This is a genomic window from Sphingomonas sp. NPDC079357 (genome assembly GCF_044901155.1).
Classification (GTDB): Bacteria; Pseudomonadota; Alphaproteobacteria; order Sphingomonadales; family Sphingomonadaceae; genus Sphingomonas.
In genome coordinates this window covers 96,086-111,199 of record NZ_JBJDOM010000004.1, presented here as the reverse complement: position 1 = coordinate 111,199, position 15,114 = coordinate 96,086, and the positions used below count along the sequence as shown (strand labels likewise).

Here is a 15,114-nt window from a genome sequence, read left to right as displayed (position 1 = left end):
ATGGCCGAACGCTTCGAACGCCACCGCCAGCCGTGGCGCCCCGACGAGATCCAGAAACTCCACCAGCTCGCCAAAAAGGGCATGGCGCTCAAGGCGATCGCCAAGGCGCTGACCCGCAGCGAAGAATCGGTCAAGGACCGCGCGAAGGAAGACGGGCTGTCGATTGCAAAGTTGCGATAGCATGACGCAGCCGTAACAGTCGGATGATTATTTCGCCGAACTATTAATATGTTGCGCAAAGTGATTGTTTAATTGCGCGGGCATCGTCTTGCAATTTTCAGTCGTGAGCGCGGACCAGCGGGCAAGCCAAATGCCTAAAATAGGGCATAATTGTAATTTTCTGGCAGATAGCTGCACATGGGTACGAAGCGGCCATGTCAGCGCTGTGACTTTTATGTGACTATCGTTTAAGAAACATTTATTACAGTTCGGCAGAAGCCCGCTCGCGGCTTGTCACTGATGCGATCCGCCGTCTTCATGAACCCCATATGAAAAAGGGGTTAAAACCATGAAGTTGTCGCGTTACCTTTGCGCCACGGCGATCATCGGCGCTTTCGCCGCCATCCCGTCCGTCGCCAGCGCGCAGACCGAGACCGGTGCGCTCGCCGCCCAGCCCGAAACCGCCGGTGAAGACCTCGGCGGCGACGTCGTCGTCACCGGTTCGCGCATCCGCCGTCCGAACGAGGATTCGGCGATCCCGATCACCACGATCACCCCGCAGGAAATCCTGCAGACCGGGCGCATCTCGATCGGCGACGCGCTCAACCAGCTGCCGCAGCTGCGTCCGTCGCTGGGCTCGCAGAACTCGACCTCGGGTCTGGGCACGCGCGGGCTCAACTTCCTCGAGCTGCGCAACCTCGACCGTGCGCGCACGCTGACGCTGGTCAACGGCCGCCGTCATGTTACCGCCGACATCATCAACAACGGCAACGCCGTCGACATCAATACGATGCCGACCGACCTGATCGAGCGCGTCGACATCCTGACCGGCGGCGTGTCGTCGGTGTACGGGTCGGACGCGATCGCGGGCGTCGTCAACTTCGTGCTGAAGCGCGACTATGAAGGCGCGCAGATCCGCGCGCAGGGCGGCATCAGCGACAAGGGCGACGCGGGCAACCAGCTCGTCTCGCTGCTCGCCGGCAAGAATTTCGCCGACGGTCGCGGCAACATCGCGATCAACGCCGAATATGCGCACCAGCAGGATTATTACGCGTCGGGCCGCCGCAACCTGCGCCAGAACGACGCCTTCGTCGTCGTCGACACCGATCCGGCCAGCGCGCCGTCGGACGGCGTGTTCGACCGCAAATTCTACCGCGACATCCGCAGCACCACGATCGGGCTCGGCGGCCAGCTCGGCTTCCGTTACGCCAACAGCGCGCCGGGCTGCGGCTCGGACGCGGTCGGCTCGGCCTTCACCTGCGCCTATCTGTTCCAGCCCGACGGCAGCCTGGTGCCGCAGACCGGCGAGCGCGTCGGCCTCGGCCCGAACGGCAATTTCGTCGGCGGCAACGGCGCGACCGGGCGTGACGGCAAGCTGCTCGTCCTGTCGCCGGACACGACCCGCTACGTCGTCAACGTCCTCGGCCATTTCGAGGTCACGCCGGCGTTCGAGCCGTTCATCGAGGCCAAGTACGTCCGCACCGAGGCGTTCGGTTCGCAGAGCGGCCCGTTCTTCTCGCAGGGCACGACGCTGGGCGATGCCGCGACCATCGCCGGCTTCACCGACCGTTCGTACTCGAACGCGGGCACCAGCAACGTCAACCGCGAGGGCATCCGCCTCGACAATCCGTACCTGTCGGCCGCGGCGCGCGGCACGATCTCGCAGCAGCTGGTCGCCGCCATCAACTCGGGCGTGAACCCGAACACCGGCGCGGCATTCAAGACCGCCACCAACACCGCCGCACAGGCCGCCGCCAACCAGGCCGCGGCGCTGGCGCAGGTCGCGGCGGGCACCTACCGCTTCTCGTCGCGTCGCAACTGGGTCGACCTCGGCACGCGTGACGAGCGGCTGCAGCGCGACACGTTCCGCGCGGTGGTCGGCGTTCGTGGTAACTTCAACGACGACTGGAATTACGAAGTGTCGGCCAACTATGGCCAGCACAAGGAAAACAGCGTCATCACCGGCAACGTCAACACGCAGCGGTTCCTGCTGGCGCAGGACACGACCGTCAACGCCGCCGGGCAGATCGTCTGCCGCTCCCAGGTCGACGGCGCCTATGCCGGCGACGATGTCGGCGGAGATCCGACGCGTCTTGCGGCGGACGTCGCCGCCTGCGTTCCGCTCAACCCGTTCGGGCAGGGCTCGACCAGCGATGCGGCGCGCAACTATCTGGTCTCCCCGACCACCGCGAGCGGCAAGGCGACGCAGTTCGTCGTCAACGGCTTCGTCGCGGGCGATCTCAGCCAGTTGTTCGAGCTGCCGGGCGGCCCGGTCGGCTTCTCGGTCGGCGCCGAATATCGCCGCGAGACGCTGAGCTACGATCTCGATCCGCTCACCCAAGCCGGCTACAACTTCTACAACGCGATCCCCAGTTTCCGCGCCCCGGCCTTCGAGGTGAAGGAAGCCTATGGCGAGCTGTCGATCCCGCTGTTGAAGGACGTGTTCCTGTTCAAGGAACTGCGCCTGAGCGGCGCGGGCCGTGTCGCCGACTACAAGGGCGGTGCGGGCACCGTCTACGCATGGGACGGCCGCCTCGAATGGCGTCCGGTGCAGGACCTGCTGCTGCGCGGCGGTTATTCGCGCGCGGTGCGTGCGCCGTACCTTGGCGAAAGCTACTCGCCGCTCGGGCAGAACTTCAGCCCGGCCCCGAACGATCCGTGCTCGGCGCGCAACATCGGCACCGGCTCGGCGACGCGCGCGGCCAATTGCGCCGCGGCGGGTATCCCGACGACCTACGACTTCGCCTATACCTCTTCGATCGAGATCCGCAGCGGCGGCAACCCGGACCTGAAGGCGGAGACGTCGAACTCGCTGACGCTGGGCGGCGTGTTCCAGCCGACCTTCCTGCCCGGCCTGTCTGTGTCGGTCGATTATTACGACATCAAGGTGAAGGACGTCATCACCGGGCCGACCGTCCAGCAAGCGCTCGACGCCTGCTATGACTCGCCGACGCTCGACAACCAGTTCTGCGCGCTGTTCCAGCGTGCGGGTGCCGATGGTGGTCCGGCCGGCGAAGTGCCGTACCAGATCCTTCAGGGCTCGTATCGCGACGTGCCGCAGAACTATGCGCAGCTCCGCACGCGCGGCATCGATACCGAGATCGTCTACACTCACGATTTCGGGTTCGTGCGCGCCAACCTGCGCGGCGTGTGGAACCACATGATCCAGCTCGACCGCTTCACCGATCCGTCGCGGCCGGATTTCCGCAACGTCCAGACCGACGAACTGGGCCTGCCGTCGGATCGCTTCAACATCCTGTCGAACCTGACGTTCGGGCCGGTCCGCATCGGGCACACGCTGCGCTGGATCGACGGCATGTACCTGAACACCTGGGAGGATTATAACGCGGTCAACGGTCAGCCGGCGCAGAACACCGATTATGCGCCGATCGAGAAGTATCCCGCGGTCGTCTACAACGACATCAACTTCAACATCGCGGTCAACGACAAGTTCGACTTCTACGGCGGCGTCAACAACGTCGGCGACGTCAATCCGCCCTACGGCCTGACCGGCATCGGTCTCGGTTCGGGCATCTACGACAACCGTGGCCGCTTCTTCTACGCGGGCATCACCGCCCGCTTCTGATCCGGCCGGGTCGTGCCAAGGGAAGGGGTCGGACGGTGTCCGGCCCCTTTTTGTTTGAGGGAGATGACCGAATGACCGAGGGGCGGGCCAGTCGCGCCGGGCAATTGGCGGCGACCGGACAGGTCGATGCGGCGGTGACGCTGCTGGTCGAGGGTGCGTCGGGCGGCGATGCCGAGGCGGCGATGCTGCTGGCCGTCTGGCATTTGCGCGGTACGCCGGTCGCGCGCGACCTGCCGCGGGCGCGCGCGCTGCTGCGCCGGGCGGTCGAGATCGGCCATGTCGACGCCGCGCTCATGGAGGTAGCGCTGACCGCGAACGGCAGCGGGGGCGCACCCGACTGGCCGGCGGCGGTGGCGCTGCTCCGCATCGCGGCCCGGGGTGATCCGGTCGCGGCTGCGCAACTGGCGCTGATCGCGGCGATGGCGCTCGACGCCGATGGCCGTCCGGCGGTGCCGCTGACCGGCACCCCGCTCGCGACGACCCCGCGGCTCGCGCATTTTCCCGGCTTCCTCACCGCGGCGGAGTGCGCGCATGTTGCGAGGGTCGCGGGCGCGATGCTCGAGCCGGCGCGGATCATCGATCCGGCGACTGGTCGGCTGGTCGCGCACCCGGTCCGCACCTCGGATGGCGCCGCGATCGGCCCGGTGCACGAAGACCTCGTGGTCCGCGCGATCAACGCGCGGATTGCGGCGGCCAGCGGCACCGCGATCGAGCAGGGCGAGGCGCTGACCGTGCTCCGCTACGCGCCCGGACAGGAATATCGCCCGCATCTCGACACGATCCAGGGTGCCGACAACCAGCGCGTCGCGACGATGCTCGTCTATCTAAACGGCGGGTTCGCGGGCGGCGAGACGCATTTTCCCGTGCCCGGCGTGACGGTCACCCCGCGCGGCGGCGATGCGCTGCTGTTCTTCAACACCCTGCCCGACGGCCGCCCCGACCCGGCGACCCGCCATGCCGGACTGCCGGTGCGCAGCGGCGCGAAATGGCTGGCGACGCGCTGGATCCGCGCGCGCGCGCTCGATGCCTGGCAGCAGCCCGTCGCCCCGGTCTGATCGCGGGCACATCCGAACGGCGTGACAGCGGCGTTCTTCCGTGCCACAGGAAATTCATGATCGAGCTTTCCCGCGAACTGGTTGCCTATGCGATCATCGGCGTGCTGGTGATCGTCGCGGTGCCGACTGGCATCGTGATCGCGCGCAAGCGCCGCCGCGAAAAGTTGCGCCGCCGCGGCATCAAGACCTACGGGCATTGAGCCCCGGCCCTTTCTCTCGTAACACCCGGCCCGCAACATGGCGAAACGCCGCCATTATCTGACCGCGCGGCTGCCCGACGGCTATGTCAAGACGATCGGCCCGACCGCACAGCCGTTCACGCATTACTGGCGGATTGTCGCCACGCTGGAGAACGGCAGGACCGAGGTCTTCTGGGGCCACACTGCGTCGCTCGCCGAGGCGAAGCGCAAGCGCGCCCCGCTCGCCGACGCCGCCCGCCAGCGCGGCTGGCGCGATCACGTGTTCGAGATCGTCGAACTGGAGCGTAGCGCCGCACCGCCGGCGCAGGAATGACGGCGTGAGCGTCGGTGGTGCCGGCGCCGGCCGGAAAGCGTTCGTTTACCATCCTCGTTTAGATTTGCGCGTCATGACCGACGCGATCCCGCTCGCCTTGTCTTCCACCAGTCCCGCGAGCGCCGGGCAGGACCGCTTGCCATGGCGGCTGGGGCTTGTCGGCGGACTTGTCCTGCCGATGATCGCGGCGGCGCTCTATGCCACCTACGAGATAGCGATGCGCTCGCCATGGCTGGAGGAGACGCGTCAGCTCGGATATCTGTGGTTGCTCGCGGAGATCGGCTTCATCTTCCACGCCATGCGACACGGCTTCAGGCTGCACGACGTCTGGGCGGGGCTGCCGCGCTGGGCGCGTATCGCGGTGGCGCTCTTCCTGCTCAGCTTCTGGATCAGCTCGGCGTTCGTATCGCCCTACCCCGGCTTTTCGCTGGGCCTGACGGTCGGCTGGGCGATCCAGTTGTTGTTCGCGGCGGCGCTGTCGCAGCGATTGGCGCACGTTCCGGTCGCAAGGCTCGAGGAGATCTGGCCGGGCTTCGCGATCGGGCTCGCGGCGCTCGCGCTCGTGATCGCGGTGCATTTCGTCTGGCTGCCCGCTGCGCTGCGCGGCCAGGAGCACAGCATCGATTGGGGCAATGCCATACCCGGCTTCATTTCGGTGCGGCTGTTCGGATCGTGGTGCGGGGCGGTGCTGGCGCTGCTCACCGGCGTGGCGTGGCACGAGCACGGCGATCCGCGACGTCGCCATCTGCTGTACCTCGCGCTCGCACTTGCCTTCGGCATGACCTTCTGGAGCGCGACGCGTGCGGCGCTGCTCGGCTGGCTCTGCATATTGCCGGTCGCCTGGGCGATGGCGGGGGCGCCACGATCACGCTCCATGGCGACCGTGCTACCGGTCTATCTTCTGGCGGGCGCGGTAATGGCCGTCTGGCTTCAGCCCTATCACCATCCCTCCTTCACGCTGTTCGACGCGTTCAATCCGGACGTGAACAGGTCGGCGGACAGTTTCTCGTCGGGACGGCTGACGTTCTGGCGCGCTTCGCTCGACGTGGCGCGTCACTATCCCCTGCTCGGCGCCGGCGCCGGGTCGTCCTGGTGGGCTGTCCCGCTTGCCGAACAGCATCACGTGCAGCCGCATAACGCCGTCGTCCAGTTTCTTCTCAACTGGGGCATCATCCCTACCCTTCCCGCCCTGACGCTTCTCGTCGGCGGGACCATGGCCGTCCATCGTCGGGCACGGAGCGAGCAGGCGCTGCTGCCCTTCGTCCTGATGCTCGATTGTCTTCTTCTGATGAGCCTGCTTGATGGCATGCTGCATTTCGCGCAGTTCATCATGCTCAGTGCCGGGTGCTTCGCTGTTTGCCTGGCGGCGCCCCGCCGGGCAATCGATCGCCGCGCGGAACCAGAGCGGGCGGGCGCGCCGGTACTATAGTGGTAACAGCGAGGCCGTCTGTCGAAGCAAAAAGATGCTAAAAAGCGATGTTCTTGACACATGTAAAGGTATTAATCTCGACTGATGAGTCGCCGATCACGTACCGGTAAACAAATCCCGGTAGTGCTGTGCTGATGACGGGGGTATCCAAACAAACCAGATCGGAGCGGCTGGCCGCCCTGACTGCGGGCATTTTTCGTATTGTCGAGGAGAAGAAGGTATTGCTGCGCGCGCCCACGGCATCAACCCGTGTCGCGATGCTCGCCTGTCACCGATGGCAATTGACCAAGGCCGTCTGCAACTATCGCTGGTTCATCAAATCCGCGCTGGCACCGTGCGTGCGCGTCACCGAGACTTCCGGGCAGGCGGCGGCGCTGATCGCGGCGGTCGATGCCGTGCATGACCTGTTGAGCGGCTATGTGCTCCACTGGAGCAACGGTGACAATACCGCGCGCTGGCCGGACTATCAGGCCGCCGCGACCGCCACGCTCGACGACATCGCGACCCGGGTCCGCCGTATCTCCGATGCATCGGCGGTCTTGCTGCCAGAGACGGTGGCACCCGATGGCGCCGCGCCGCGCGGGCCTCTGGATCGGGTGATACGGACGACAACGTCAGTGCACGAATAGCATCGTCGGCCAAGTCGTACGGCGGATGCTTGAAGGCTCAGCCCCGACCCGATCCTCAATAGCCATGTCGATGCGTCGACCTGTCGACACGCCGGCCAGAGATCAAAACCGCACTGGCGCGCCACGTGCCGGAATGCGATGCTCGCCCGACCATACAGGCGAGAGGATCGACATGGCGGCGGCGCAACAACGGCTCACACCGCAAACCCCGCGTGAGTGGTTGCTATGGGGTGCGGTGACGCTGCTCGGCGCCGGGGCGCTCGGGGTGGTGGCGCTCCATCGTGGCGAGCCGGTCAATGCGCTGTGGATCGTTACCGCCGCGCTGTGCACCTACCTCGTCGCCTACCGCTTCTACGCGCTGTTTATCGCCACGCGCGTCGCTCAGGTCGACCCGGCGCGTGCCACCCCGGCGGTGCGCCGCGCTGACGGGCTCGACTTCGTGCCGACCGACCGCAACGTGCTGTTCGGGCATCACTTCGCCGCAATCGCCGGGGCGGGGCCGCTGGTCGGGCCGGTGCTCGCGGCGCAGATGGGCTATCTGCCCGGCACCTTGTGGCTGCTGGTCGGGGTGGTGTTCGCGGGCGCGGTGCAGGATTTCCTGATCCTGTTCTGCTCCACCCGCCGCGACGCGCGCTCGCTCGGCGACATGATCCGCACCGAGATGGGGCGCGTCCCCGGCACGATCGCGCTGGTCGGGGTGCTCGCGATCATGGTCATCCTGCTCGCGGTGCTGGCGTTGGTCGTCGTCAAGGCACTCGCCGACAGCCCGTGGGGGACGTTCACCGTCGCCGCGACGATCCCGATCGCGCTGTTCATGGGGCTGTACAGCCGCTTCCTGCGTCCGGGCCGGATTGCGGAGATGTCGGGGATCGGCTTCGTGCTGCTGATGGCGGCGATCTTCGGCGGGCAGCATGTCGCCGCCTCCCCTGCCCTCGCGCCGCTGTTCACGCTGACCGGGCCGACGCTCGCGCTCGCGCTGATGGCCTATGGTTTCATCGCCTCGGTAGTGCCGGTGTGGCTGCTGCTCGCACCGCGCGACTATCTGTCGACCTTCCTCAAGATCGGCGTGATCGCCGGCCTCGCGCTCGGCATCCTGATCGTGCGGCCCACGCTGCAGATGCCGGCGGTCACGCACTTCATCGACGGCACCGGCCCGGCGTTCGCGGGGGCGCTGTTCCCGTTCCTGTTCATCACGATCGCGTGCGGCGCGGTATCCGGCTTCCACGCGCTGATCGCCAGCGGCACCACGCCGAAGATGATCGCGACCGAGCACGACCTGCGCTTCATCGGCTATGGCGCGATGCTGACGGAGAGCTTCGTCGCGGTGATGGCGCTGATCGCGGCGTGCGTGCTTGACCCGGCGGTCTATTTCGCGATGAACGCGCCCGCCGCGCTGATCGGCACCGATGTCGGCAGCGCCGCGCAGGCGATCGGCCAATGGGGCTTCCAGATCCAGCCCGAGGCGCTGGCGCAGATCGCGCGCGATGTCGGCGAGGGCACGATCCTCAGCCGCGCGGGCGGCGCGCCGACGCTGGCGGTCGGGATGGCGCACATCCTCAGCCGCGTGATCGGCGGGCAAGCGCTGATGGCCTTCTGGTACCATTTCGCGATCCTGTTCGAGGCGCTGTTCATCCTGACCACCGTCGACGCGGGGACGCGCGTCGCGCGGTTCATGATCCAGGACCTGCTCGGCAGCGTCATCCCGGCGATGCGCGCGACCGAGAAACTGGCGCCGAACCTGATCGCGACCGCGCTGGCGGTCGGGGCATGGGGCTGGTTTCTGTATCAGGGCGTCACTGATCCGCTCGGCGGGATCAACACGCTCTGGCCGCTGTTCGGCATCTCGAACCAGATGCTCGCCGCGATTGCGCTGACGCTTGCGACGGTGATCCTGTTCCGCATGAAGCGGCAGCGTTATGCGTGGGTGACGATCGCGCCGACGATTTGGCTGCTGATCTGCACGCTCACCGCGGGGTGGCAGAAGCTGTTCCACCCCGATCCGCGCATCGGTTTCCTGGCGCACGCCGACAAGTTCGCGACCGCGCTGGCGGAAGGCCGCCTGCTCGCCCCCGCCAAGACCCCGGCCGACATGGCGCGGATCGTCTTCAACGACCGTGTCGATGCGGCGGTGTGCGCGTTCTTCGTCGTGCTGGTGCTCGCGATCGTGGTGTACGGGGTGGCGGTGGCGCGTCGCGCGCTCGCCAGCGACCGCCCGACCGCACAGGAGATCGGGCAGGAGGTCGGGGATGTCGTGGTGGCGTAAGGCGGCGCAGACCGCGCGGCTGATGGTCGGCGTCCCCGATTATGATGCTTACCTCGCGCACCGTGCCGCGCATCATCCCGGCGAGCCGGTGCTGAACCGCGCGGACTTCCACCGCGACCGGATCGAGCGCCGCTACGGCGTCGGCAAGGGGGCGCCGCCGCGTTGTTGCTGACCCGCTCTGAGGGTCGTCGGATTGTGGTCCGGTCGTGCCGGACTGGGCTGGGCAAGCAGCGGGGAGGACGAAGATGCGGGCGAACATTGTCTGGGGCGTGAGCGCGGGCTTGGTGTTGCTGGCGGCGGGTTGGCTGCTCGGTCGGCATAGCGCGCCCTCCCTTGCCCGGCCGGCGGAGGGCGTGAAGGTGGTCGCGGCGCAGGCGGTCGCACCGGCCCCGGCGCGGGAGAACAGGCGCGCCGATGCGCCCGTCGCGCCGATGACACCCGCGGCATCTGCGACCGGAGCAGCCACGCATATTCCCGAGGATAGGGACGTGCAGGGAACGTTGTTCGAGCTCGCGCTGCAACCGGAGGCCTTGTATCGCCGTATTCGTGCCGAGCCGATCGACGCGGCGGCGAACGCCCCGATGCAGCGCGCGATCGACGCGGGGCTGGTGAAGGTGCCCTATCTCGATCGCGACAAGCTGCGCGTGCGCTGCGCGACGACGCTGTGCGAGATCCATGGCGGCTTCGCGGCGGGTGCCAGCATGGACAATGTCAATGTCGCAATGCAGGAATTGCAGGGCGGCGCCTTGGCGGATCGGCTGCACGCCGCCGGGCTGGAGATTGCGCTCGCCTCGTTCGGACGTGACGGTTTCACGATCTACACCAAGCCGCGCTGAAGATCGACATGATGACACGACGACGTATCGACATGTCTACATACCGACAAATAGACACATCGACTTGTCGGTTTTACGTCGTTCCTGGAACGTCGCGACGATGTGCGCCGCGCGCGACAGCCGCCGTCAGTGCGCGGAAGGCGCGCACGTCCCGTTGACGGACCATCCGCCATCGAGGCCTCCGCCGTGCGCATCGAAGGTCAGCGTGCCGCGATCGAGATGAAACGACGTTGAATAAAGCGGATCGGCGTTTGGTATCCGACTGACGCTGACGTGCACGAGCTCCTTGCTCACCTCGATCGTGCATGTTGCGCCGGGCGGACAGATGTTCTGATCCTTGCCGCCCCGCGTCCAGACGTGGGTCTGCGGCCCCCTGCCCTCCACCCGGTACCGCGTCTCGCCACGCTGCTGTACGCCAGACGGGTAGCCGCTCGACTGGCCCGTTCCGACGCAGTCGAGGCTTGCGACGGACGGGCCAGCGGCGCTGGCGGGTGACAGGAGCGCGGCGATCGCTGCAATCGGCCAGTCCATTACGCGTTCCCTGCCCCGTACATCGGAAAGTGGCTGATGGTGACGGAAACCGGACGAACCGCAAGGCCATACGCCCGGGCACTGCTCGTGACATCCCCGACCACCGCTGTTCGACAGCGTCGGACCATGTCTCCTGCATCAGGCGCAGCATGATACATGTCTGAACGTCGACGTATCGACCTGTCGGCATGTAGACCAGCGCGAGTAACAACCAGATCGCAGCGGGTGGCTCACGTCATCGTCGCCTGTCGTCGAACGGTCCGCAATCCAGGCTCCCGACTGCCGCAGCGGGTTCGTAGCGCCCGGCCTGTCTCCGCGCTCCGCCGCCGCTGCCTGTCGACATGTCGAGGTGTCGCAAAGGTAATCCGCTGTTGGCCTCACCGGACCGCCTCCGCTCCCCTCCCCGATCGGACCGGCGGACGCCATCGTGCGTGGTACATGTCGACAGCTCGACAAGCCGACACCCCCTTCCCTCTCCTGTCGCCACGGCTCTAAAAGCCGGCCATGGTCCCGTTCCTGCTCAAGTCGGCCGTCTCCGGGCTGCTGATCGCCGCCGCCTCGACGCTCGCAAAGCGCTATCCCGGGATCGGCGCGCTGGTCGCGTCGCTGCCGCTCGTCTCGGTGCTCGGGATGATGTGGCTGTGGCATGAAAAGCCCGACGCCGCGAACATGGCCGCGCACGCCGGCGCAACCTTCTGGTACGTGCTGCCGTCACTGCCGATGTTCCTGCTGATCCCGGCGTTGCTGCGACATGGTGTCGGCTTCTGGCCGGCGCTGGCAGCGGGCTGCGCGCTGACGATCGCGCTCTATATGGCGATGACATGGCTCGCGCCGCGCTTCGGGCTGCCGCTATAGCCGACATGTCGGCATGTCGACGTATCGACATGTTTTCGATACGGGGGGGAGCGTGTCGTCAGGCCTACGTGTCTACATGGCCTTCGCCGTGACTTACAAAGCGCTGACGGATAAACAGGCGACATCCGCAAAGCGCGACGTCGACACGTCTATCTGCCGACATGTCGACGCGCACGGCGCTGAACCCCCGTTTTGCACCAACTTCGCAAACATCCGCGCCGGCGGGGCGCTCCGACCGCCGGTTTGACACGCGCGGCCGGCGCCCGGTAAATCGCCGGCATGCGCACGCCATGGCCCGCGACGACCGGCTCGGCCGGGCAGGGGTTTTCCGCCCGAAAGCACGAACGCATCCGCACGGAGCCTCGTCCATGACCAAGGTCATTCCGCCGCAGGGCGATCTCTTCCGGCTCGACAGCCCGCTGCTCGGCGACATCCAGGGCGAGCGCACCGTCGCCGAGTTCCCGTTCTTCGCGCTCACCAAGCGCGCGCAGATGGAGCCGATGACCTTCGAGAGTCCGTCGGCGCGGATCGAGATCAACCCCAGCAAGACCGGGGTGGCGACGATCTACGACAAGGAAATCCTGCTCTATATCGCCAGCATCATGGTCGGGCGGCTCGAGGCGGGGGAGACGGTCGACCGCACGCTCAGCTTCACCGCCAACGACCTGTTCCGGATGACCGGCACCAACGCCTCGGCGCGCTCGTACAGCGCGCTCAAGGCGTCGCTGTCGCGGCTGCAGGGCACGCAGATCATCACCAATATCGAGACGGGCGGGGAGGGGTCGGACAGCGCCTTCTCGTGGCTGCTCAAGGCCGACATCAAATATACCAAGCTTCCCAACGGCGAACGCCGCGTGAAGCATATCGAGGTGATGCTGTGCGACTGGCTGCACCGCGCGATCCTCACCGATCGCCGCATCGCCGCCTATCATGACGATTTCTTCAAGCTCGGCCCGATCGAGCGGCGCCTGTACGAGCTGGCAAAGTTCAATTGCGTCGACGGCGCGCGCTTCGAGATCGACGCGGTCGAGCTGGCGGGCAGGGTAGGGTGCTCGCTCGAGCCACGCTCGCTCGAGAACTTCCGCCGCACGCTGCGCGAGGTGGTGCGCAACCAGTCGATCCCCGAATATCTGTTGTCGCTGGCGGACCATAAGGAGCCCGGCCCCAACGGCGGGCGCCCGCGGCTGACGACGATGGTCACGATCACGCACGATGAGGCACTGAACTTCGTCGGCCCGCCCGCGCCGGCGCCGAGCGGCCCCACACCCGCCGACGCCTGACGCGCGCGAGAGCAGGGCAGGGGTTTCCCGCCCGAAAGCACGAACCCGCCCGATCGTTTTCCGCGCGTAAGCACGAAGGCGCAACAATGCCCGCCCGTGGCAGCGTTTCGGGGCTATTCCGCCGCGATCGGCGCTGTCGTCGCCACTCCCCGCACCTTCGGAGCCGCGATTCGCGGGCCCGACGGCGCTTTCACCGCCCCGGACCGGGGGTTTTCCGCCCGAAAGCACGAATGATCACTGGCTGGTGGTGAGAAGGGCGCTGCGCGGCGCCAGTGGTTTCCCGCCCGAAAGCACGAGCATTCGTACGGTTTTCCGCCCGAAAGCACGAATATTCGCGCTTTCCTACATCAGGAGCGTCCGACAAAAAGACAGGAAGGAGGCGGTTGCGCGGTCGCGCCGCTGATGGGGAAAATGGCTGTGAGCACATAAACGAATGCCCGGCACGAAGGCCGGGCACCCGAGATTGCTAATGGCAGCGTCGCCAAACGCTGACAGGTCCTAACGAACGACCTTCCATTTAGCGATTTACGAGCTTCGGTTCAAGGGAGCGCGCTTCGCGCCACGCTCGAGTTTTGCCTGCTGACGGCCCCTTGTGTGAGGGGACGAACGATGACCTGTACCCAGACGGCCTTTACGGGGGCCACGGGGGCGCGGCCGATCACCGCGTGGTCGCGCCGGCTGGTGCGCGAGCTGGAAGCGCGCGCGCCCGACGCGGGCGCAGTGGAGCGCAACCGGCTCTACCCGGTGCTGGAGGGCGCGAAGGTCGCGCTGGGGCTGGGGACGCCCGCGCTGGAGACGCTCAAGCATCTGATCGGCTTTACCCGCCCCGACGACTGGAAGGAGGGGCGCACCCCGCTCGCCTGGCCGAGCAATTACACGCTGGCGGAACTCGCGGGGGTGACCGAAAGCGCGATCAAGGCGCGGCTGCGGCAGTTGCGCGGGCTGGGGCTGGTCGCCGCGCACGACAGCGCGCACGGGCGCCGCACCGGACGCCGTGACGCCTCGGGGGCGATCACCTCGGCCTATGGGCTCGACCTGTCGCCGCTCAGGATCCGTTTCGCCGAATTGGCCGCACTCGCCGAGGCGCAGACCGCGCAGTCACGACTGTTCAAGGAAGGCCGGCTGGCGATCGCGCGGACGCGGCGGCTGGTCGGGCAGGTGCTCGCGCAGGCCGCCGACCTGCGGCTGACCGGTGCGCACTGGCTCGCGTTGCAGGAGGCGATCGATGACATCGCCGAACAAGCGGCAGCGGCGCGGCATGTACGCGACAGCAATGCCTATCAGGCGGCACTGGATCGGCTGCCGATACTCGAGCGGCAGACTGGCGAGACGATCGATGCCTATATGTTTTATGAGGAAACTAACGCCGAGGGGTCAAAATCCGCACCCGTCATACATGTACAAACCAATCCCTTCCCTAACAATGTAACAGGCGTTCGAGAGAGTAGTCCTGAGCCGCAGCGATCCGATCGATCCGCGCCGGTTCTTTCGGCGTCGCCGTCGGGAAGTGTGTTCAAGGCGAAGCCAGCCGACTTGCTCGCGATGTTCCCGAGTGCGGCGATGTACGTCACGACATCACGCGTGGGTTGGCCCGATCTCCACGCTGCCGCGGCGCGGCTGCGCCACGATCTTGGCATCCGAACCGATACCTGGGTCGATGCGGTCGAGCGATTGGGGCGCGACGGCGCGGCGATCGCGATGTTCATCACCGCCGAACGCCAGGCGCGCGGTGACATACGGGTGACCACCGGCGCCTATTTCGCCGGCATGCTCGCCAAGGCCCGCGTCGACCAGCTCGATCTGCCACGCAGCCTGTGGGGGTTCCGCGGCTCGGGAGGGGTGCAGTGACGCAGCGCGAACGGGATGCTTCCGTGCCGGCCTTAACCTAGGGGGAAGGGAGTGCAGGAAGGAGTAAGTACTATCACTTGTGTGACAGACGTCCCACAAATCGCGCTTACCCCACTGCTGCACGGAGCGT

At 66.8% G+C, this 15,114-nt stretch carries 14 protein-coding genes; 13 read left to right on the top strand and 1 reads right to left on the bottom strand.

The genetic code is table 11. The annotated features are described in order from the left end of the window. The 10 genes from ACI2JO_RS13595 to ACI2JO_RS13550 all read left to right on the top strand — a co-directional run bounded on the left by ACI2JO_RS13595 (nt 1) and on the right by ACI2JO_RS13550 (nt 10,470). Nucleotides 1-180 (top strand): hypothetical protein, encoded by a 180-nt coding sequence (locus tag ACI2JO_RS13595; protein WP_028964939.1) that lies wholly within the window; start codon nt 1-3, stop codon nt 178-180. Nucleotides 181-508: 328 nt separating this feature from the next. Continuing rightward, nucleotides 509-3,745, top strand: coding sequence for a TonB-dependent receptor domain-containing protein (locus tag ACI2JO_RS13590; protein WP_404721233.1), 3,237 nt, complete (start codon nt 509-511; stop codon nt 3,743-3,745). A 71-nt stretch (nt 3,746-3,816) separates the two neighbouring features. Then, nucleotides 3,817-4,800: a 2OG-Fe(II) oxygenase gene (locus tag ACI2JO_RS13585; RefSeq protein WP_404721232.1), complete on the top strand. Its 984-nt coding sequence runs from the start codon at nt 3,817-3,819 to the stop codon at nt 4,798-4,800. A 56-nt stretch (nt 4,801-4,856) separates the two neighbouring features. Then, nucleotides 4,857-5,000 (top strand): hypothetical protein, encoded by a 144-nt coding sequence (locus ACI2JO_RS13580; RefSeq protein WP_404721231.1) that lies wholly within the window; start codon nt 4,857-4,859, stop codon nt 4,998-5,000. A gap of 37 nt (nt 5,001-5,037) precedes the next feature. After that, complete coding sequence (locus ACI2JO_RS13575; RefSeq protein ID WP_404721230.1) at nt 5,038-5,313, top strand: hypothetical protein; 276 nt, start codon at nt 5,038-5,040, stop codon at nt 5,311-5,313. 73 nt (nt 5,314-5,386) lie between these two features. Beyond that, nucleotides 5,387-6,742: an O-antigen ligase family protein gene (locus ACI2JO_RS13570; RefSeq protein WP_404721229.1), complete on the top strand. Its 1,356-nt coding sequence runs from the start codon at nt 5,387-5,389 to the stop codon at nt 6,740-6,742. Between the two features lie 134 nt (nt 6,743-6,876). Then, nucleotides 6,877-7,371, top strand: a complete 495-nt coding sequence (locus tag ACI2JO_RS13565) for a hypothetical protein (protein WP_404721228.1) — start codon at nt 6,877-6,879, stop codon at nt 7,369-7,371. Between the two features lie 172 nt (nt 7,372-7,543). Then, entirely contained in the window at nt 7,544-9,634 is a 2,091-nt protein-coding gene (locus tag ACI2JO_RS13560; RefSeq protein ID WP_404721227.1) for a carbon starvation CstA family protein, read from the top strand. Continuing rightward, nucleotides 9,618-9,806 carry a YbdD/YjiX family protein gene (locus ACI2JO_RS13555; protein WP_404721226.1) on the top strand — a complete coding sequence of 63 codons (189 nt, stop codon included), beginning with the start codon at nt 9,618-9,620 and terminating at the stop codon, nt 9,804-9,806. Before ACI2JO_RS13560 ends, ACI2JO_RS13555 begins: the two co-directional genes overlap by 17 nt. Nucleotides 9,807-9,879: 73 nt before the next feature. Next, nucleotides 9,880-10,470, top strand: coding sequence for a hypothetical protein (locus ACI2JO_RS13550; protein WP_404721225.1), 591 nt, complete (start codon nt 9,880-9,882; stop codon nt 10,468-10,470). Nucleotides 10,471-10,596: 126 nt separating this feature from the next. Here ACI2JO_RS13550 and ACI2JO_RS13545 read toward each other — a convergent pair whose 3' ends face one another. Then, nucleotides 10,597-11,001: a hypothetical protein gene (locus ACI2JO_RS13545; RefSeq protein ID WP_404721224.1), complete on the bottom strand. Its 405-nt coding sequence runs from the start codon at nt 10,999-11,001 to the stop codon at nt 10,597-10,599. A 504-nt stretch (nt 11,002-11,505) separates the two neighbouring features. Here ACI2JO_RS13545 and ACI2JO_RS13540 point away from each other — a divergent pair. From ACI2JO_RS13540 to repC, 3 genes are all read left to right on the top strand, one after another. Then, complete coding sequence (locus ACI2JO_RS13540) at nt 11,506-11,856, top strand: DUF3147 family protein (RefSeq protein WP_404721223.1); 351 nt, start codon at nt 11,506-11,508, stop codon at nt 11,854-11,856. A 368-nt stretch (nt 11,857-12,224) separates the two neighbouring features. Then, on the top strand, nt 12,225-13,136 hold the full coding sequence (locus ACI2JO_RS13535; protein ID WP_404721222.1) for a replication initiator protein A: 912 nt from the start codon (nt 12,225-12,227) through the stop codon (nt 13,134-13,136). 609 nt (nt 13,137-13,745) lie between these two features. Beyond that, nucleotides 13,746-14,984, top strand: a complete 1,239-nt coding sequence (repC, locus tag ACI2JO_RS13530; protein ID WP_404721221.1) for a plasmid replication protein RepC — start codon at nt 13,746-13,748, stop codon at nt 14,982-14,984. The last annotated feature ends 130 nt before the right edge of the window (nt 14,985-15,114 follow it).

Excerpts from the sequence above, each read along its gene's own strand:
- ACI2JO_RS13540 (WP_404721223.1), top strand. The coding sequence starts at position 11,506 with ATGGTCCCGTTCCTGCTCAAGTCGGCCGTCTCCGGGCTGCTGATCGCC.
- ACI2JO_RS13565 (WP_404721228.1), top strand. The coding sequence starts at position 6,877 with ATGACGGGGGTATCCAAACAAACCAGATCGGAGCGGCTGGCCGCCCTG.
- ACI2JO_RS13570 (WP_404721229.1), top strand. The coding sequence starts at position 5,387 with ATGACCGACGCGATCCCGCTCGCCTTGTCTTCCACCAGTCCCGCGAGC.
- ACI2JO_RS13535 (WP_404721222.1), top strand. The coding sequence starts at position 12,225 with ATGACCAAGGTCATTCCGCCGCAGGGCGATCTCTTCCGGCTCGACAGC.
- ACI2JO_RS13550 (WP_404721225.1), top strand. The coding sequence starts at position 9,880 with ATGCGGGCGAACATTGTCTGGGGCGTGAGCGCGGGCTTGGTGTTGCTG.
- ACI2JO_RS13585 (WP_404721232.1), top strand. The coding sequence starts at position 3,817 with ATGACCGAGGGGCGGGCCAGTCGCGCCGGGCAATTGGCGGCGACCGGA.
- ACI2JO_RS13595 (WP_028964939.1), top strand. The coding sequence starts at position 1 with ATGGCCGAACGCTTCGAACGCCACCGCCAGCCGTGGCGCCCCGACGAG.
- repC (WP_404721221.1), top strand. The coding sequence starts at position 13,746 with ATGACCTGTACCCAGACGGCCTTTACGGGGGCCACGGGGGCGCGGCCG.
- ACI2JO_RS13545 (WP_404721224.1), bottom strand. The coding sequence starts at position 11,001 with ATGGACTGGCCGATTGCAGCGATCGCCGCGCTCCTGTCACCCGCCAGC.
- ACI2JO_RS13575 (WP_404721230.1), top strand. The coding sequence starts at position 5,038 with ATGGCGAAACGCCGCCATTATCTGACCGCGCGGCTGCCCGACGGCTAT.
- ACI2JO_RS13560 (WP_404721227.1), top strand. The coding sequence starts at position 7,544 with ATGGCGGCGGCGCAACAACGGCTCACACCGCAAACCCCGCGTGAGTGG.
- ACI2JO_RS13590 (WP_404721233.1), top strand. The coding sequence starts at position 509 with ATGAAGTTGTCGCGTTACCTTTGCGCCACGGCGATCATCGGCGCTTTC.
- ACI2JO_RS13580 (WP_404721231.1), top strand. The coding sequence starts at position 4,857 with ATGATCGAGCTTTCCCGCGAACTGGTTGCCTATGCGATCATCGGCGTG.
- ACI2JO_RS13555 (WP_404721226.1), top strand. The coding sequence starts at position 9,618 with ATGTCGTGGTGGCGTAAGGCGGCGCAGACCGCGCGGCTGATGGTCGGC.